The sequence below is a fragment of the Kitasatospora sp. NPDC057904 genome, assembly GCF_042887925.1.
Taxonomy (GTDB): domain Bacteria; phylum Actinomycetota; class Actinomycetes; order Streptomycetales; family Streptomycetaceae; genus Kitasatospora.
The window spans coordinates 242,218-260,561 of the sequence record NZ_JBHVOL010000004.1 but is presented as its reverse complement, the minus strand read 5'-3'; the positions used below and the strand labels follow the sequence as shown (position 1 = coordinate 260,561).

At 69.3% G+C, this 18,344-nt stretch carries 17 protein-coding genes; 7 read left to right on the top strand and 10 right to left on the bottom strand.

Features of this window, described 5'->3' with window-relative positions; translation table 11 throughout:
- The first annotated feature begins 559 nt into the window (after positions 1–559).
- The gene (locus tag ACFVSN_RS12950) at positions 560–1,558 is read left to right on the top strand and encodes a LuxR C-terminal-related transcriptional regulator (protein WP_387954948.1); all 999 of its coding nucleotides are present in this window, start codon (positions 560–562) and stop codon (positions 1,556–1,558) included.
- A 139-nt stretch (positions 1,559–1,697) separates the two neighbouring features.
- Here ACFVSN_RS12950 and ACFVSN_RS12945 read toward each other — a convergent pair whose 3' ends face one another.
- On the bottom strand, positions 1,698–2,876 hold the full coding sequence (locus ACFVSN_RS12945; protein ID WP_387954946.1) for a hypothetical protein: 1,179 nt from the start codon (positions 2,874–2,876) through the stop codon (positions 1,698–1,700).
- 535 nt (positions 2,877–3,411) lie between these two features.
- On the opposite strand from ACFVSN_RS12945, the gene ACFVSN_RS12940 reads away from it, so the two are divergent.
- Together ACFVSN_RS12940 and ACFVSN_RS12935 are read left to right on the top strand one after the other, a co-directional pair.
- The gene (locus tag ACFVSN_RS12940) at positions 3,412–3,681 is read left to right on the top strand and encodes a hypothetical protein (RefSeq protein ID WP_387954944.1); all 270 of its coding nucleotides are present in this window, start codon (positions 3,412–3,414) and stop codon (positions 3,679–3,681) included.
- A 200-nt stretch (positions 3,682–3,881) separates the two neighbouring features.
- Positions 3,882–4,832: an HNH endonuclease gene (locus tag ACFVSN_RS12935; RefSeq protein WP_387954942.1), complete on the top strand. Its 951-nt coding sequence runs from the start codon at positions 3,882–3,884 to the stop codon at positions 4,830–4,832.
- Between the two features lie 185 nt (positions 4,833–5,017).
- Here the strand turns inward: ACFVSN_RS12935 and ACFVSN_RS12930 are convergent, their stop codons facing one another.
- The 5 genes from ACFVSN_RS12930 to ACFVSN_RS12910 all read right to left on the bottom strand — a co-directional run bounded on the left by ACFVSN_RS12930 (position 5,018) and on the right by ACFVSN_RS12910 (position 8,307).
- Positions 5,018–5,461: a hypothetical protein gene (locus tag ACFVSN_RS12930; RefSeq protein ID WP_387954940.1), complete on the bottom strand. Its 444-nt coding sequence runs from the start codon at positions 5,459–5,461 to the stop codon at positions 5,018–5,020.
- Between the two features lie 235 nt (positions 5,462–5,696).
- Positions 5,697–6,449 (bottom strand): DUF998 domain-containing protein, encoded by a 753-nt coding sequence (locus ACFVSN_RS12925; protein WP_387954939.1) that lies wholly within the window; start codon positions 6,447–6,449, stop codon positions 5,697–5,699.
- Positions 6,436–7,191 carry a trypsin-like serine peptidase gene (locus tag ACFVSN_RS12920; RefSeq protein WP_387954937.1) on the bottom strand — a complete coding sequence of 252 codons (756 nt, stop codon included), beginning with the start codon at positions 7,189–7,191 and terminating at the stop codon, positions 6,436–6,438. The genes ACFVSN_RS12925 and ACFVSN_RS12920 overlap by 14 nt, the downstream gene beginning before the upstream one ends.
- 77 nt (positions 7,192–7,268) lie before the next feature.
- Positions 7,269–7,871 carry a hypothetical protein gene (locus ACFVSN_RS12915; protein WP_387954935.1) on the bottom strand — a complete coding sequence of 201 codons (603 nt, stop codon included), beginning with the start codon at positions 7,869–7,871 and terminating at the stop codon, positions 7,269–7,271.
- A 10-nt stretch (positions 7,872–7,881) separates the two neighbouring features.
- On the bottom strand, positions 7,882–8,307 hold the full coding sequence (locus tag ACFVSN_RS12910) for a hypothetical protein (protein WP_387954933.1): 426 nt from the start codon (positions 8,305–8,307) through the stop codon (positions 7,882–7,884).
- Between the two features lie 448 nt (positions 8,308–8,755).
- On the opposite strand from ACFVSN_RS12910, the gene ACFVSN_RS12905 reads away from it, so the two are divergent.
- Positions 8,756–10,273, top strand: coding sequence for a peptide MFS transporter (locus tag ACFVSN_RS12905; protein ID WP_387954931.1), 1,518 nt, complete (start codon positions 8,756–8,758; stop codon positions 10,271–10,273).
- Between the two features lie 77 nt (positions 10,274–10,350).
- Here ACFVSN_RS12905 and ACFVSN_RS12900 read toward each other — a convergent pair whose 3' ends face one another.
- Positions 10,351–12,561 carry a tetratricopeptide repeat protein gene (locus ACFVSN_RS12900; RefSeq protein ID WP_387954929.1) on the bottom strand — a complete coding sequence of 737 codons (2,211 nt, stop codon included), beginning with the start codon at positions 12,559–12,561 and terminating at the stop codon, positions 10,351–10,353.
- A 657-nt stretch (positions 12,562–13,218) separates the two neighbouring features.
- Here ACFVSN_RS12900 and ACFVSN_RS12895 point away from each other — a divergent pair.
- Both ACFVSN_RS12895 and ACFVSN_RS12890 read left to right on the top strand, forming a co-directional pair.
- A complete protein-coding gene (locus ACFVSN_RS12895) occupies positions 13,219–14,385 on the top strand; it encodes a sensor histidine kinase (RefSeq protein WP_387954927.1) in 1,167 nt (388 codons plus the stop codon).
- Positions 14,386–14,517: 132 nt separating this feature from the next.
- Positions 14,518–15,183, top strand: a complete 666-nt coding sequence (locus ACFVSN_RS12890) for a response regulator (RefSeq protein ID WP_380444873.1) — start codon at positions 14,518–14,520, stop codon at positions 15,181–15,183.
- A 6-nt stretch (positions 15,184–15,189) separates the two neighbouring features.
- On the opposite strand, the gene ACFVSN_RS12885 is transcribed toward ACFVSN_RS12890, so the two are convergent.
- Both ACFVSN_RS12885 and ACFVSN_RS12880 read right to left on the bottom strand, forming a co-directional pair.
- Entirely contained in the window at positions 15,190–15,801 is a 612-nt protein-coding gene (locus ACFVSN_RS12885) for a signal peptidase I (RefSeq protein WP_387954925.1), read from the bottom strand.
- 93 nt (positions 15,802–15,894) lie between these two features.
- Complete coding sequence (locus tag ACFVSN_RS12880) at positions 15,895–16,548, bottom strand: hypothetical protein (protein ID WP_380444871.1); 654 nt, start codon at positions 16,546–16,548, stop codon at positions 15,895–15,897.
- Positions 16,549–16,808: 260 nt separating this feature from the next.
- On the opposite strand from ACFVSN_RS12880, the gene ACFVSN_RS12875 reads away from it, so the two are divergent.
- On the top strand, positions 16,809–17,687 hold the full coding sequence (locus tag ACFVSN_RS12875) for an LLM class flavin-dependent oxidoreductase (protein ID WP_387954923.1): 879 nt from the start codon (positions 16,809–16,811) through the stop codon (positions 17,685–17,687).
- Positions 17,688–17,743: 56 nt separating this feature from the next.
- Here the strand turns inward: ACFVSN_RS12875 and ACFVSN_RS12870 are convergent, their stop codons facing one another.
- Complete coding sequence (locus ACFVSN_RS12870; protein ID WP_387954921.1) at positions 17,744–18,187, bottom strand: GntR family transcriptional regulator; 444 nt, start codon at positions 18,185–18,187, stop codon at positions 17,744–17,746.
- Positions 18,188–18,344: the final 157 nt, after the last annotated feature.

Here is an 18,344-nt window from a genome sequence, read left to right as displayed (position 1 = left end):
CCTGCTCCATTGAAATCACCTCCTTCCGGTTTTCCGTCCTGCGCCGCCCCTGCGGCACATCCATATTCTTGCGCCGGAGCGCCGGCCGATTCCAGCCTGTCGACCCCTCGTCTTCCTGCCGACACGAAGACGAGGACAGAACAAAACGGACACGGTGGATCCGGAGCAAGAAACGGCGAAAGCCGCCACCCCGGTGCGGGATGGCGGCTTTCGCTACCGTTCGACCTGCCGATGAATTTCTAGCTTCCCCACCCGAGGTCCGCGAGGTGCTCCACCTTCTGCACCCGAGGCGATGTCGCGACGTGCGAGGAATCGACCGAGGCTGCGATGCCGGCGACGACCAACCCCGCCCCCACCAGGACCGTGCCGAGAACTCGAACCAGACGCGCCATTGCCATGCTCCCCGTTTCTGCCTTCCTTGGATGCTGGGCAGCAGGATCCGTACACGACGGACTGTGCCCGCCGAGATCGTCACCCATTGACGCCCGGCACGTCCAGAGAGCGACCTTGTCGGTATTCTGCCAACAGCAACACGACGGGGGAAGGAAACGGGATCGATATGGACATTAGGCACACTGGTCAACCGCAAGTACTGACCGTCGCTGCGAAGGCCCTGTACGAACTCTGCGTCACCAAGGGTTCGGTCGCCACGGCCGATGCCGTACTCGAACTGGGACTGACGGACAAGCAGGCCACCGAGGCGATCGACGCCCTCAAATCCCTCGGCCTGATCCGCGCGGACTCGCGTTCGCCGAGTCGCTGGAGCGCCGTGGCGCCCGACTCCGCCCGCATCCAGGTCCTCGGCCCGCTCCTGCGCCGGATGCAGGAGACGCAGGGCTGCATCGACCGCATCAGGGAGGACCTGGACGAGCTCGCCCCCCTATACGAACGGTCGATGGACCAGGTAGCGGCAGAGCGCGACACGGAGACCGTCACCGAGCTGGACGTCGCTCTCAGGCTCATCACCGAGTTCTCCGCCTCGGCCGCCGAAGAGGTGCTCACGTCCCAACCCGGCGGGGCCCGCCCGGAACAGGTCCTCGAGGAATCGCTCGGCCGCACCGAGGCACTGCTCGCCCGACAGGTGCGCCTGCGGACCCTCTATCAGCACACGGCCCAGTTCCACCAGACCACCATCGCCTACGTGGAGCGCGTCACCGCGATGGGGGCCGAGGTCCGGACGACCGCACCGGGATTCGCACGGATGCTGATCTTCGACCGTTCGATTGCCGTACTGCCCCTGCTCGGCTCCCAGGAGGGAGCCGTCGTCGTGCGCAACGCCAGTGTGGTCGCGGCGCTCGCCGAAGCCTTCGAACGCACCTGGAACGGAGCCACGCCGTTCCCCCTCGAATACAGCAGGCACCAGGCCGTACAGGCCGCCACCGAGGTGCGCCGCACCATCATCGGCCTCCTCGTCCAGGGTGAGACCGACAAGAAGATCGCCCAGAGCGTCGGCCTCTCGCTTCGCTCCACCCAGCGCCACATCGCCGAGGTCATGCAGGACCTGGGCGCTCGCAACCGGCTCCACGCCGGCTACCTGCTCCACGGCCTCACGGCCTGACACCTGCGCCCCCGACCGGACGGCCGACCCGGGCGGACGAGACACGACGTGGAACCGGGCCGGAGGCCGCCGCGACCGACCACCACCCGGCCTTCGCGGTCTGCGGCCCGCACGTGCTGCGGGCCGCAGGGTCGGCCCGCTACTTGGGCTGGACGTGCACGAGCATGCCCTCGACGCGCTTGCCGGGCGTCCCGCAGAAGGCGCCGTCCTGCACGAACGGCGTGTCGCCGGTGTCCTCCACGTGCGCCATGTACGTCACCACGTACTTGTCGGCCTCCGTTCCGGTCAGTTCTATGGCGAACCCTTCGATCCGGAGGGACTGTCCGCGTGTGCCGATGAACTGCCCTTCCGGCACCCAGTCAACAGGCTGATTGCCCTGGAGAGTCGCCCGGTAGCGCAAGCTCAAGCCCGGAATCGGGGGTTCGAAGTGAAGCTCGAACCCCTCCAGTCTGAGCGACAGCCCCTGGGTGCCCATGAACTTGTCCTGCGACAGCTGGACGTCCCCGATGTTTTGCACGTGGACGACTCCGCCCAGGGTTTCGCTGGGAAAGGTGATCGGCCACGGATTGTCGTTGACGAGCCCCGAAGGGTTCCCGGGCGGATACGTCAGCCAGAGCAGCAGCGCGAACGGCTCGAAGGGGTACACGTCACCGATCAGCTTCGCGGCGGTGTCCGCCAGGGTGGCGCCGCCGGCCTGAACGATCTGCCCCCAGTCGAGCCCGAACTGCACGTTCAGGTAGTTGAGGAAGAGGACGGCGCAGCCGTTCGAGATCTCGGATCCCCCCGCCGTCCCGGAGGAGGGGTCCGTCCGGTTCACGTAGTTGGGCCGCAGGCCGCTGTCCAGCCAGACCGCTCCCGCTCCGGTCACGTTCCCCGGGTAGAGCGCCGTTGCGAGGTCTCGGGACAGGCCCTCGCCGTTGCTCGCCCCGCAATTCCACCCCGCGTTCTGATGAGCCATGAAGACTTCGGCCACTTCCGCCACCACCCCCGCGCTCACCTTGGCTCCGTTCGTCGCGTCGTAGGCGGCGGCGTGGATGTCCCGGGCCGCACAGCTTCCGGTGTGATACGCGCCGAACGCCCCGGGGTCGATGTAGACGCGGAAGGGCCCGCCGACGTTGATGCCGCCGAACCAACTCCGCATCTGCGTGAAGTCCTTCTCGCAGGTGGCCAGGACGGCTGTTGCCATGGCCTGTCCGCCGGCGCCGAGGGCCGCGTCGTAGAAGACCTCGAAGTTGGATGTCCGCAGTCCGCCCGGCTGGTACGCCGCGACCGCGGCGGGTGCGAAGGGTTTCGACTTCGTCCAGAACAGATAGCTCATTTCCGTGCCTCCTTGGCCGTCCCGATGATCCGGCCGGACGGCAGGAGCAGTCGGCCGAGACGATTCGAGACGATTCGAGACGATGGGAAACGACGAGGGGCCACCCGCCCGGGCCATGGTTCGCGCCCGTTCCTATGCCTTCCACGCTACGCCTGACGACTTCGCGATTCGACCCCCTGACGCGACGGGAGCGGGGGCTCCCCGACGAAAAGAGCCCCGTGCCCGCGCGGGCTCGGTTCGCGCAGCACGAGCCCAGCAGCTGCCACTCCCGCCCGATCAGGCGCTTCTCCAGGCGGTTGAGCGTGATCTGGATGCCGACCGTCCCGGCCAGTCCAACCCGGATCTGGCTGCAGCTGGCACAAGCAGGGCCGTCCGACAAAGCACTGCTGAGTCCGCGCAGCCGTGAGACGGCCCGTCAGTCGACCGGACAGCCGCTATACCATTCGGTAACTTCAACGAACCGTTGAAGACCGGTGGGTGATCCGGACGACGCCCACCAGCCAGAACACGCCCCGGCCACAACGAAAGGCTCGCGATGACCAACCAGACCCCGCCCACACCCAACTGGCAGCCGGGCTACGGCCAGCCGCACCAGCCCGCACCGTACGGCTACCCGGCGCCCATCATCATCAACAACAACACCTCCGCCTTCGCCAGCGCGTCAGCCATCGGAGTCGGCTACCGCCGCCCGTACCGCCGTCAATCGTTCTGGGCCCACTTCTGGCTGTTCATGTTCACCGCCGGGGTCGGCAACGTCATCTACGCCTGGATGGTCTCCTCCGCGAACCGCCGAAACGGCTGGTAACCCGGTGACCGGTGAGTGGGCGGCCCACGCCCACTCGATCAGCTGATCCACCGCCACACCGGCCTCACCCGGCGGCCGGGTTGCTCAACCCGAAGGACACCCCGCGTGAAGACCTTCCGCAACGGAGTTCCCGTGGGACGCGCCGTCGGCCCCGCCCCTGACCGTGAAACCGGCCCCACCGACTCGGAAGGAACCCCCTGATGGTCCTGCGCGACCGCCGCACCTGGCTGGTGAGAGGCCACAACATCCGAAAGACCGACTGCTTCCCCCGCTGGGTCGAGGAAGGGATATGCGCGACGTCCTGGCACAGCGTCGGCTACCTCGCGCCGCACCCCGTCATGACTCGCGACGAGCACGGCGACGTCTTCAACACCGCCTACGGAGGCGGCGGCAGGGTAGGCACCCGAGCCACGGAGTGCTGGTACTTCCTCAACGCCATCCAGCCCGGAGACCTGGTCATCGTCTCGGGCTCGCTCAAGCCCGGCCACCTGCCCGTCAAGGTCGGCGTCGTCACCAGCCACCCCCTCTGGCGGCCCAACGACCCCACCGCCTGCCGCGCCCGCCGCACCGACTGGCTCGCCCACGACGACAACGCCATCGACCGCGACGAGTTCCGGACCGACATCGGCGGCTTCCTCAAAGCACACCGCGCCTCGGTGTGGCCGGTCGATGAGGTGCACGACCGGAACAAGTACGGCGAGATCACCTCCGACCTACTGCGACTGCTCGGCACGCGTGGCATCAACCTGTCCCCGCAGACCGTGGAAGCGCCGCCCCTCAGTACCTACGCGCTGCGGTGCGCCGAATGGGATCTGCGGGACCGGCCGGAGCGCATCGCGGCCACCGGCAGCAAGTTCAAGCGAGATCAGGAGCTTCGGGCCCTGGTTGCTGCCCGGTCCGATCGCTGCGAGAACCCCGACTGCCTGACGCCTGCCGAGTACTACGCCGCCCTGGACAGCAAGGGCATGCCGATCCTTGAGGTCGATCACGTCCAGGACTTGGGCCTTGAAGGTGCCGACCGGCCGGACAACATGATCGTCCTGTGTCCGAACTGCCATGCCTTGAAGTCCCGCTCCACGCGCAGCGGCTCGATGCGGGAGAAGCTCCGGGAGATCGCCCTGCGCCTCCACGAGCAGGCGGCCGGAGGATAGCCGCACGACGCGAACGGCGTGTAGGGCGCCGCATGCAGCGGGTAGTAGAGACGTTCGTCGGCCCAGAGTGTGGTTACCGTGACGACGCCGTTGTCCGTCTTCCCGAGCACTGGCAACGATCTGGCATCACATCAGATGGGGCGATGCTCAGCCAATCTACTGGCCGACAACCTCTGTCGAGGCTGTCATGCCGTTACGCCCAGTGCGGCGGAGGCCTGGACGAGGGGAGCCGTCTTCATGTCCTCGGGCATGCCCGCGCCCTGGACGGACATGACGGTGACGACCCGGTACCGGCCGGGATCCGTGGCCACGTCCTTGAAGCTCGTACCGGGGCACGCCCGGTCGATGGTCAGGTGCTCCTCGTAGGGCTCCTCTCCGACGCGATAACCCAAGGCGACGGTGGCAGTGGGACCGTCGCCGCGGTGGGGCGTCTGCGTCGCGACGATCTTCCCGTCCTTGAGGTGGGGCGTCTGCGTCGCGACGATCTTCCCGTCCTTGAGGAGGAGAGCGGTCGGTGGGACTCCGATGAACGGCAGCGTCAGCATCTCCGCGGGGTCCTTGGCCGTGATCCGGTAGGTGACGGCGATCCCGGTGTCATCGAGTTCGGCGCGGGGGAGGGTGAGGTACACGTGGTCGCCGGCGAGGGACTCCGCACGCGGCGGGGCGATCGTGGTCCCGCAGGCCAGGGTCCGTTGCCGACGCTCGTCCGGTGGCGCTGTCGGGACCGAGCCATCGAGTGTCGCGACGGGGGCGCTGCTCGCGCAGTAGGCGGCGAGGATCAGCAGGGGAGTCAGGTACAGGGCTTTCTTCAGGGTCGTTCCTTGGGTTCCAGTGATTCATGCCCAGGCCGGGCCGGTGTCCATGTCAGCGAGAGGCGGGTTCGACCGCCTGACGCCTGGTGCTCCAGGCCAGGCTGATGAGCCATGCGGCCACGATTGCCACGTGCGCACGCTGGACGAGCCCGTGCAGACTGCTCTCGTACGCCGACAGCGCGATGTCGACGAGCAGCAGGCAGCAGCTCAGAACGCCCAGGAACGACTCCCTGGGGAGGCCCCGACGAAAGCGGTACGTGGTGGGCGCGAGGCGGTGCGCAATCCACATGGCCGCGAGGAACGCGGCCTCCACCAAGGTGCTCAGGGCAACGTGTGTCAGGGCTTGCGAGGGCAGGATGCCGTTGAAGCCCAGGGTTTCACACCCCTCCTCCAAGGAAGGGGAGCACTCCATGGGGGACAGGACCGCGCACACACTCGTCATGACACCGGCGCCGAGGAGCGTCAGCCAGAGGAAGGTCCGTGCCCAGCAGACATGTTGGGCCCAGGAGAACAGTCTGGCGATGCAGCCGTACGCGATGAGCGCACCCGCTGCGGCGTCACACGCGGCGAACAGGGACCGGGTCGGCTGGCCTTCTGCGGCGAGTTCCGAGATGAAGGAGCGGCCAGGAGGAAGACCCGTGACCACGAGGTTTTCGAGCGGCCACGCGCTGTAGAGCACCGCACCGGCGATCAGGAGGGCCGTCGCGCCGTCCCACTGCCGCAGGCCCAGCGCCGGACGGGCAGATCCGCGGCGCGGCCCGACGGCATGGAGGGTCGGGTTGGCGGAAGGTTCACTGCCGGCCATGGGTCGCCTCGACGTAGAGTTCCGTGAGCGCCTCGCCGAAGACCGGACTGTAGGTTATCCAGTCCACCGGCCCTCCCCCGCCCTTCCCTCCGGTCACTCCTATGACCTCGCCGGTCATGCCGTCGAAATTCGACAGCCACGGCCCTCCGGAGACCCCGCTGGCGTAGCCGTCGCAGCTCATGCGCAGGTACCGGCCTCCAGGGAGCGTGCCCGTGCCCGCAGTGCACCTGACGGGCAAGTCGGCCGGATTCTTCCGGCGCCAGGGGTATCCAATGACGGTGACAGGACCGTCGTGATGCCACGAGCCCCTCCGCAGGGAGTTGGCTCCCGTCACCGAAGCGATCGGGGTACCTGCCGAGTTCGGCCTCAGCCGCACGAACATGAAGTCGAACTCCTCACCCTCCGGGGTGCGGGAGAAACGCGGATCGGTCCAGGTCCTCTCCACATCCCAAATACCAAAAGGCTGCCCGGAACTCCCCTCGGCCCCGTCATATCCCGGAATGAACCGCGTTTTGCCGGCCTGAACGCCACAATGGGCGGCAGTGATGACGATGTCACCCCCAGGACTCTCGATCACAGCACCCGTGCAATTGTGCTCCTTGATATCCCTGCCGCCATCGACGAACACCCCCACGCTGGATATCCCGCCAAATCGTTTGGCAACCTTGATCGGCTCATGGGTCACCAGGGCGGACATCCCGAGGAGAACGAATATCGATGTGACGACCGAGGCAGCGACCACGGCGACATGCCTGGGGCCGGAAGTTCCCGCCCCAGGCATCAGAAATCACGTCCCACGAATAGATCCAGAGATCTCTATCAGGGGCGGGGCTTCGACAGCTTCACTTCCCGACCCAGGCCCTTGCTCGAAGTGTCCTGGAACAGGGAAAGTCCGCCGTTGGGCCACCGGAGGAGGAGATCGTCCCGCAGATTCGTCGGCTTCCCCTCGGCCTGATGGTAGTTGCCGATCGCCATCAGGCCGCCTTCCCATTCGTGGTCCCCGGCCGGCCGAATGAACGACTCGGAGTGGAGGCCCTTTTCAACGGAGTAGTCGTAGACGCTCACCCGACCGTCGTTCCAGCGCACCATCAGGTCGCTCATGGCCTTGTCGCCGGTTCCGTCGAGGTGCCCGGCGACGACGGTCCTCGTCGCCCTCCACTTCTTGTCGGGCGCCCGAAGCTGACCCTGCTTGCCGAATCCCGCGGCGGTCAGCTCGTAACGGGTGACCTCACCGTCCGTCCAGAGGACCACGAGATCGTCCAGACCCCCGTCCTTGTGGAACTTCCCGGAGGTGATGCTGACGACGTTGTTGTGCCAAACCTTCTCATCCCCCGCGGGCGGGGCGATCTGGATCTCCTCCGTCAACTTGTGACCGACGGTCACGTTCTTGAACAGCGAAGCAGCGCCGCCCCTCCAGCGCACCAGCAGATCGTTACTGCCCGAGCCGGTGAAATTGCCCGCGGTGATGGAGACGGCATCCTTCCAGCGCTCCTCCGAGCCGGGCTCGGACAGCTTGTGGACCTTCGAGAAACCCGTCCGATTCGTTCTGGTAGAGCAGGATCTGTCCGTCCTTCAGGCAGGCGACGATGTCATCGGTGCGCCTTTCCTGCTGCTTGTCCGAGTAGAAGAAACCCGATGTGACCTTCCCGGCCTTGCCCCAGTCCGCCTCACCCACCGGATCCTTCGCCCCCACAAAGCTCTCCGATCCAAAACCGCAGGTCTGCTGGTCGATCGGAGCTTCCCCCAGTCCGTCGGAGGTCTTGCTCCCGACGGCATGCGCCGTTCCTGCCACTCCGAGCATCGCGGCAGCAGCGGCGGCCGCGGCCGCCGCAAAAGAAATACGTCGAATCATCGCCATGAAAGTTCTCCCCCAACGGGAACTGACGGCCGGGATCCATATTCCGACTGGTCCCGATTGCTTCGGCCGACTCTATGCAGAGCAACCTCGGGGCGTCTACAAACCAAATAGGGCGAATGGGTATCCAAAGTTTATCGACCGGTTGCTGATGGCGTACAGGTCTCGACCCGTCCCCAACCAGCCACCCGAAGCCGTGCAGGCGACCCGCCGGTAGTCGACGTTGGTGCACGGGTGGGCCCCTGGTGCACATCGAAAGGGCATCGGGCGGGGACGATCGGCGACTGTCGCGGCCCGCGCGTGGCGGCCTAGAAATGAGGGGCCTGTGGGCGATCCGGGCCCTCCGGGACGAGACGCCCAGGCGGCCGGACTCCGTGCCGGCCCCCGATCCGTCGCAGGGGTGCAACGCCCCCACGCGCGACCAGTGAGCAGCAATCAGTAAGGAACCACCATGGCACCAAGCCTGACCAACGAGACGGTCGGCACCGCCAGCGGGACGTCCCACTCCCGTCAACCCCGTGGCCTGGCCACCCTGTTCATGACCGAGATGTGGGAGCGGTTCTCCTACTACGGCATGCGCGCCCTCCTCGTCGTCTACCTCATCTCGGGCGGGCCGGACTCCGCGGCGGGCAGCCAGGGCGGTGGCCTCGCCATGAAGATGGCGACCGCGACGGCCGTCTACTCGGTGTACGTCGGGATGGTCTACCTCATGGCCATGCCCGGCGGCTGGCTCGGCGACCGGGTCTGGGGCGCCCGGAAGACCGTCACCGTCGCCGGCGTCGTGATCATGTCGGGCCACTTCCTGCTCGCCCTCCCCGGGCAGGGGATGTTCTTCTCCGGGCTCGCGCTCGTCGCCGTCGGCTCGGGCATGCTGAAGGCCAACATCTCCACGATGGTGGGGCACCTGTACGACGGACCGGCGGACCCACGCCGGGACAGCGGCTTCACGCTGTTCTACGTCGGCATCAACCTCGGCGCCTTCGTCGCGCCCTTCGTCATCGGCACCGTGGGCCAGGAGTTCAACTGGCACCTGGGCTTCGCCCTGGCCGGCGTGGGCATGGCCCTGGGGCTGCTCCAGTTCCTGCTCGGCACCCGGCACCTGAGTGCGAAGAGCGACGTCGTACCGAACCCGCTGAGCCCCCAGGAGCGCTCCAAGCTCCTCGCCACGGCGGCAGCCGTCGCGGGTGTCGTCGCCCTCTTCTACACGGGCGTGGTCATGGCCGGCGCGTTCACCCTGGAGTGGGCGCTCCTCCCGCTCTCCCTGGCCGGTCTGCTGATCCCGGTCGGCGTGCTGGTCCGGATCAAGCGCGACAAGGAGCTCTCGGACACCGAGCAGGCGCGGATGAACGGCTACATCTGGTTCTTCGTCGCCGCCGCCGTGTTCTGGATGATCTACGACCAGGGCGGCTCCACGCTGGCCACCTTCGCGGAGGGCAAGTCCGCGAACACGCTGCTGGGCTTCGGTTTCCCGTCGACCTGGTTCCAGTCCCTGAACCCGCTGTTCGTCCTGGCACTGGCCCCGCTCTTCGCCTCGCTGTGGATCGGGCTGGCGCGCCGGGACCGCGAACCGAGCACCGTCGTGAAGTTCGGCCTGGCCCTCGTGCTGGTCGGCGCCTCGTTCCTCGTCTTCGCCGTGCCGCTGGCCGTGGCCGGCCCGGACGAGAAGGTGAGCCCGATGTGGCTCGTCGCGATCTACCTGGTCCAGACGGTCGCCGAGTTGTGCCTGTCCCCCGTGGGCCTGTCCCTGACCACGAAGATGGCGCCGGCGAAGTACGGCTCGCAGATGATGGGCGTGTGGTTCCTCGCGGTCACCGCCGGTGACTGCGTGGCCGGTCTGCTCTCGATGACCGGTGTGAACCTCAACGGCACTCCGGCCATCGTCGGTCAGGCGGCGCTGGCCGTCCTCGCCGGCGTCGCGATCCACCTGGGCCGCCGGACCGTCCGGTCCCTGATGGGCGACGTGCGCTGATCTGCCGGGCGCGAAACGGCTGCGGTCCCAAACCCGAACCCCGGGTTTGGGACCGCAGCCGTTCTGTGTCCGGCAGATCAGCCTTGGTCGTCCGGCACGGACTCCGGCGCGGCCTCCGGCCAGGCGACGAGGACGGGGCCGCGGGTGAGGGCGTCGAGACGGGCGCGGATCCGCTCGGCGTCCGGGATCCCGAGCCGGTCCGCGACGCCGAGGGCGCTGCGCAGCCAGATCTCGCCCTCGGCCTCCGAGCCCTCCTCGCACAGGCCGATCCCGGCGCCCTCCAGGGCGAGCATCTCCTGGTACGGGAGCGGCAGTTCGCAGGCGAGGTCGCGGGCCTGCGCGTAGTGGGTGTGCGGGTTCGACCAGCCCGTCTCCGCGAGCAGCCGGCCCAGCAGGTTGAGCGTCTGCGCCTCCGCGCCCGGGTCCTGGAGGTCCCGGCACAGGCTCAGGGCGCGCCACAGGCTCTGGAGCGCCGGCTCGTAGGCGCCGGTGGACCGCTGGGCGTCGCCGAGCACGGCGAGCGCGCGGGCCTCGCCGGGCCGGACGCCCAGCTCGTGGTAGCCGGCCACCACCCCGGACAGCCATTCGACCGCGACCCCGGACCGACCGGCCGCGTGGTCCAGCCGCGCCAGCCCGAGGAGTGCGTCCAGCTCGGCCCGCCGGCGGCCCCCGTCGCGGTGCAGCTCCAGCGCGGTCGTGAACTCCCGTGTGGCCAGGTCGCTTTCGCCGAGCGCGAGATGGGCGTCCCCGAGCAGCAGCAGGGTGTCCGCCCGTCCCTCGTCGTGGCCCAGGACCCGGTGGATCTCCAGCGCCTCCCCGTGGCTCCCCAGGGCCGCCGCGTACTGCCCCATCAGCTGCTGCATCCGTCCCAGCGCCGACAGGGCATCTGCTTGGCCGAGCCGGTCGCCGATCGCGGCATAGAGGTTCACGGCCTCCCAGTGCCGGGCGGCGGCGGCCTGGTACTGCCCGGTGAGCTCGCCGACGACGCCCAGGCCGAGGCTGGCATCGGCCCGGCCGGGGCGGCTGTTCAGGAACTCGGACAGCTCCAGCGCCGGCTGGAGGTTCTGGGTGGCCTGCGTGTGATTCCCCAACGTCCGCTGGGCGCGGGCGAGTCCGACCATCGCGGCGATCTGGCCGTGGCGGTCCCCGTCGGCGAGGTGGAGGTGCAGCGCGGCCTGGTGGGTCTCCACCGCGCTCTCGTACCGGCCCTGCGCCTCCTGGACCAGGCCGAGCCCCGAGAGCGCGTACGCCTCGCCGGTGCGGTCGGCCAGGCCCCGGTACAGCTCCAGTGCCTGGGAGTACCGCTCCTCGGCCGCCGCCTGCTCGCCCGTCAGCCCGTCCAGCTCGGCCAGGTTGAGGAGCGTCTCGGCCCGGCCCGGCCGATCGCCGAGGAGGACGGCGCTGTCGAGCGCGAGGTGGTGCAGGACGCGGGCCTCCTGCCAGTGACCACGGCCACGCAGGTAGGCGTGCAGTGCGGCCGGCAGGTGGACGGCGTGGGCGTGGCGGCCGTGCCGGATGGCGAACTCCACGGCGGCCTGCAGGTTGGCGCACTCACCCTGCATCCAGGCGATCGCCCGCTCCGGGGTGGACAGGTCCGGGGCGCGGTCCGCGCCCGGCGCGAGCCGTCCGGCCGCGAGGAGGGGGCGGCGGGCCAACTGGCGGTCGGCCGCCGTCGCGCAGGCGAGGTAGTGGTCCAGGAACCGGTTGATGGCCGCCGCACGGGTGTTGGGGCCGTCACCGAACGCCAGCACGCGGGCTGGTTCGTGCAGCACCCCGGGCAGTCGGTAGCGTCCGTGGGCCGATTTCTCGACGAGGTGGCGTCCGACCAGGCCGTCCAGCAGGGCCTCGACCGTGGCCGGATCACTGTCGACGAGGGCGGAGGCGGCGAGGACGTCGAAGTCCGGACCGGGAACCAGCCCGATCCTCCTGAGCAGGCGCTGCTGCGGAAGCGCCAGGTCGCGGTACGCCAGGTGGAACGCGGCGGCCACGACGGCGGGGACGGTAGCGGGCACGGCGGGTGTGCCCGTCGACTGCCGTGCCGTGGCGTCCAGTTCGGCGCTGAGGCTGCCGAGCGACCAGAGCGGCCGGTCCCGGAAACGGGCCGCCGTCAGCCGGACGGCAAGCGGGTGGTACCCGCAGCGGGCCACCGCCTCGGTCACCGCCGGGTCATCCTCGGCGAGCCCGGCCCGGGCGGCCTCGGCGACGAAGAGCCGGGCGGACTCCCGCGCTGCCGGGGTGTCCGGCACGCCGGGGAGCCCGGGGAGTCCGGGGAGTCCGGGGAGTGCCACCGCCTCCGGGCCACGATCGGGTGATGTCCTTGCCCGGCTGTCGGGTCGGGTCCTGGGCGGGCGTCCGGACGCGAGGGTCACGGCGGCCCGGACGAGGCCGGTGCTGCGGGTGCGAAGTCGGCGGATGCTCATGGGGCTTTCTCTGCGGAGTGGTCGTGCCGGATCGGCGGGGGCGGACGAAGGTCAGCGGGGCCGACCGACGGAGAGAGAGCCTCCGCTCTCCTTCGCGCCAGGGGTAGGCAGCTCGGTCGCCTCGGCGGACCGGAGGCCGGCCAGGATCCGACGGAGGACGGCCTCATGGGCGGTCCATTCCGCGGGAATGTCCTCGGGCAGGACGGGAATTGCGGGCACGGGGATTCCTGTCTTCGGAAGGGTGATCTCTCGGGCGCCAATGATCATGCCTGTGCCCATCCGTCCCGGCCACGGCCGAAGGTGGTCGGAAACGCATCCGGAGTTGTGAATTGCATTGCCATTCGTGCATGGAGAATCCGGCGTCGCCACGGAATACTTCCCCGCTCCCGCTGCACCCTGCCGATGATCGAATTCCGCCCGCCGAGACGCCGCGGCGGTCGAGAGTCTGCAGCGATCAAGCAGGAAAACGTCTAGAATCGTCATCTTTCGCCCGAATCAGCCGCATTCGATCAAGGACCGCCCCCCGTGACGCTCTCCATCGCTCCGGACGCCTTCGAGCGCTGGTACACCGCCTTCACGAAGCCGGCCGGCCGGTCCCGGTGGACGCGCGCCGACCTGCTGATCGTGGGGCTGGTGGGCATCGGGTCGGTGAACAACGCCCTCAAACCGACGACCGGCCTGCTGTGCGACGTCGTGCCCAGCCTCGCGGTCGCCCTGGTGGTGACGGCAGGCTTCCTGTGGCGCCGGCAGGCCCCCCTGGCGGTCACGGTACTGACCCTCGCGGGGCTGGTCCTGGACGGTGCCCGCACACCGGTCTTCCTCGCGCTGTTCAGCCTCGCCAGGTTCCAGCCGCGGCACCGCGCGGCAGTCATCACAGCCGCCGGCGTGCTGTCCGTCCCGCTGAAGGCGCTGCTCCCCGGCCGCCCCGGGGAGTCGCTGACGAACGACCTCCTCACCGCGGCCTTCTACGCCTTCTTCCCGGTCGTCTGCGGGCTGGGCGCACGGGCCTACGAGCACAGCATCGTCGCCCTGCGCGAGGAGCGCGAGCGCCGGGTGGCCCAGACCAGGGCGGAGGAACGCGTCCGGCTCGCCCGCGAGATGCACGACGTTCTGGGGCACCGCATCGCGATCATCGCCATGCACGCCGGAGCCCTCGAATTCGTCCCCGGCGTGAAGCCGGAGAGCCGACAGGTGGCGCGCGCCATCGGCGACACCGCCCGCGCCGGCCTGCGGGACCTGCGCCAGGTGCTGGGCGCGCTGCGCGACGGTGACGACTCGGTGATCGCGGGCCACTGCCTCTCCGACCTGGAGAAGCTGGCGGCCGAGGCCCGCTCGTCCGGCCTGCCCGTCACCCTCGCCACGAACGTCTTCGGCCCCGTCCCGCCCGAGATCGCGCTGACGGCCTACCGCACCGTCCAGGAATCGCTCACCAACATCGTCAAGCACGCCCCGGAGGCGAGGACCGAGGTGCGGGTCTCCACGGCGGAGGGCAGGCTCGAAACCATGGTGCGCAACGACCCATCGCCGGTCCCCGCCCGGCGGATCACGGTGGCGGGTGACGGCTTCGGGATGATCGGGCTGCGGGAACGCCTCTCGCTGCTCGGCGGGGACTTCCACGCCGGGCCGACCGACGGGGGCGGCTGGCGGGTCGTGACGTCCGTCCCGCTCGACGACCCGGCCGCAAGCCAGTGACTCCGGTGAGTCCCGTGAGTCCCCACTTTCGGCGGGCGCACCATTCACTTTCGTGAACATTCGCCGTGCGACCCTCGGAGATCTTGATCCGGAGCCCCGGACGGGACAGGGACGAACCCAGAGGAGACGGACGTGATCCGCGTGCTTGTGACGGACGACGAGCCACTCGTCCGGTTCGGACTGCGCGCGCTGCTGGACGCCACCGACGACATCACCGTCGTCGGCGAGGCCGCCGACGGGGCCACGGCCCTCGCACAGGCCCGGGCCCTGGCGCCCGACCTCGTGCTGACCGACCTCCGGATGCCCGGCATGGACGGGATCACCGCCACCAAGCAGCTGCTGGCCCTGCCGAATCCGCCGATCGTCCTGGTCCTGACCACCTTCGACACGGAGGAGGGCGTCACCGAGGCCCTCCAGGCCGGTGCCGCCGGCTACCTCCTCAAGGACGCCCCGCCCGAGCAACTGGTCGGCGCGATCCGGCTGGTGGCGAGCGGCGGCACGGTCCTGGCCTCGGCCTCGGCGGCCCACCTCGTGAACGCCTCCCGCGACCGCTCCGACCAGGCGGTCCGAGTCCCCCCGGACCAGCGGCGCCGCCTGGAGAAGCTCAGCGAACAGCAACGCGAACTGCTGCGCCTGGTCGGCGGCGGCCTGTCCAACGCGCAGATCGCCCAGCGGATGTACCTCGCCGAGGGCACCGTCAAGGCGTACGTCTCGCGGCTGCTCACCGCGCTCGCCGTCGAGAACCGGACCCAGGCCGCCATCCTGGCGCACAACGCGGGGCTCCTCGACGGGGAGTAGAAGACCTCACGCTGCCGGGACGGCCACCCCGGACCGCCGGGAACCGGTCCAGCAGCCCCGCAGCAGCAGGACGTACAGCGCCACGGCGACGGCCAACGGCCCCCAGTCCCCGTCCTCGGCCCAGGTCCAGGCCTTGCCGGCCCACGGGACCGCGACCGTGACGATGCCCGTGAACTCCTCGGCCCTGACGAGCAAGGGGTCCGGATCGGGGTTGGCATCGCCCTTGGTCCGGTAGGCGGCGCCACCCTCCAGACGCTCGACGGCACGGTGGGTCGTCGGGCGGCCGTCGTGCAGGGGGTCCTTGAACGAGATCACCGCTCCACCGCCGACCTCGTCGAGGTCCGCGGACCGCGTGACGACCACATCGCCCCTGCTCAACGCGGGCCTCATGGAGTCGGAGACGACCACGGACGGACTCCAGCCCCACACCAGCGCCGCCAGGGGCATCAGCACCAGGCTCGTGACCAGCGTGACGACCGCACGGCTGAACGCGACACTTACGACCGCCCACCAGCTCTCGGTCTCCTCATTGGCCTGCTCCTGCTCCGCGTCGCGCTCCTGGGCCTCCGGCTCCTGAACACTCGCTCCCCCCTCCTCCGGCTTCGAAGCGCCGTTCACCCTGTACGCCTTCCTGCTTTTCTGTCGGTGTCACCCCACCTCGCGGCGGCACCTCGCTTCCGAGCCGGGCGCCGCCGCGAGGGTGGAGGGGTACTACACGGCGTCGATCTCAGCGCCGAGGTCGAACTTCAGACCGGAGTTCTCGGCCTCTGCCGGGGCGTTGTCGGCGAGCTTCCACTCAAGCGTGACGTCAGCCTTGTTCTCGGGGGCGTGGACGTTGTTCCGGTCGAGCTTCTCCCGCCGCAGGTCCGTGCGGCCCATCTTGTTCTTGTCCGTGTTCGTCATCTCGTACCACGCGGCGAGGGTCTTCTGCTCCTCCGTCGTGTGGTTCCCCTGCTTGATGGTGATCTTGAGGTACAGGTTCTTGGCCAGCTCGGACTGCGAGGGAATGATGACCGGCTTGCCGTGGCCCTTCGTGATGGCGATGTCCTTGAGCACCACCTGGCCCCAGCTCTCCTTGCCCTCCGACTTCTTGGGCTCGTAGGTGTAGGTCACCTTGGCGCTACCCGGCTTGCCGGGCATCAGGTTGGACACCTTGACGACAGCGTCGGTGCCCTGGTCGCTGCCGACCTTGGACTTCGTCCAAGAACCCGACTCGATCGTGTTGTCCTTGTTCCACGCACCGGCCGACACCGTGGCGTGGGTGGCGCCGAGCACCATCGCCCCCGCGGCCAGGACACCGACCGGCACGGCCGCCAGCTTCGTCCAGCGCTTGGCAGTCTCGGTGCGCCGGTTGTTCATCGTCATTGAATTGATCTCCGCTTTTCGGATTTCTGCGAGCCGGCCGGGTCGGCCGAGCACCCATTGATCAAACCCCGGTCGGGCGAATCCAAAGTGGACCGGCCGGGCAGCGAAAGTGGCATTCCCCGGTGTTACCGTCCTTCTGCGCCCATTCGACCGGGAAGCGCCATGAATAACACCGTCCGCACACCGGAGTGGAATTCCTCGCACGCGGTGCGGGACGGGACTCCACGGCTCCGCGACCCGAAAGGCTCCCCTCAACTCCGATGGAACTGATCGTCGATGATCAGGCGCCGATCCACGTGTCGGGCCGCGAGCACGCGTTGACGGGCACGGCGGCCGCCGCTCAGGAGGCCGTCCGGCTGGCGCTCGACTGCGAAGAACTGGGCTGGGACGGCTACTGGGCCGCCGTCGACCCCGGCACGGTCCGTCACTCGCACATGCTCACCGCCATGGCCTCCGCCGCCGCCACCATCACCGGATCCATACGGGTCGGAACCGGATTGGTCCTGCCCGAGGACGGAGGCCCGGTCCGCGGCGCCGCCGGCTTCATGTCGCTCGCCCACCTGCACCCGCGGCGGACCGATCTGATCGTCGCCACCGATCCGGACGCCGCTCACGGCACGCCTTTCCCGGGCCCCCGGCTCACCGCGTTGCTCGCCGCCCTCCGCTATGAGGACGTACACGGCTCCCCCACCGCTCCACCGCGGATCTGGCTGACCGGACAGCGCGCCGAGGACGCCGCCGTCGCGGCGGCGTACGGGCTTCCGTTCTGCCTCGAACTCCCCGCCGATCACCTGCCGCGCCCGGACTTCCTGGACCACTACCGGAAGTTCTGCCGCACGGAGGCCGGCCCCGGGGCACCGCGCGTCGCGCTGGCGCTGCGGATCGCGTGCGCCGACAACCCCGACGAGGCCGCCGCGCTGCAGGCCCTGCTCGCCTGGGCGGAGCCGCCTACGGCCACCGCTCGGCCTCGGACGCTGGTCGGCACGCCCGACCGGATCAGGCCACACCTGGCCCACCTGCTCGACCTGTACCGGCCCGACACCCTCGCCGTCTCCACCCCGTGCCCGGACCACGCGCTGCGCATCCGCTCGTACACCCTCGTCCAGGACCTCGTCACCGGCCTGCGCCCCGCCCCTTGAAGCGCGAACAGCTGAAGCGCGAACAGCACCCCTGCCCGGGGTGCTGTTCGCGGCGGTCACTTCTGGTCCTCGTTGACGTAGGTGCCCGGCGAACCGGGCCGGACCACCAGCAGGTGCTGTTCAATCAGCGCCTCGACGGCCTGGTTGACCACGTCGAAACTCACCCCGTACGCCTCCGCGAGCGCCCGCCGCCCGGGGATCCGCCCTCGCAGGCTGCGCGCCTCGATGCGCTCACGCAGATCCGCAGCCACGCCCAGCCACGCCACCGATCCGGGGGGCTGCGGCAGGAGCCAGGGCGGTCGCCGCAGCAGGGTGACCGCAGCCCGCCGGACGAACTCCGCCGTGGGGACGGGAATTCGGTACAAGCGGGCGATCCGCCCGACCGCCGGGACCCGCTCGGGCGACCTGGGCCGGGGCAACCGATCGACCAGGTCGGCGGCGAGGTCCCGGTACTCGGGCCGCCTCTTCGTCCGCTCCGACCGGCCGACGTCATCGCACATCTCTTCCTCGATCCCTGTCGATGGTTCAGGCGGGTCGGTCCCACCGTGCATCGATCCTGGGTCCTCGCCGATCCCCCCGGTAGACCGGAAAGTCACCGGGGGGATGCACCAAAGTGAATCGAGGAAACCGCCGACCGGTACCCGCTCAGGGGCCCTC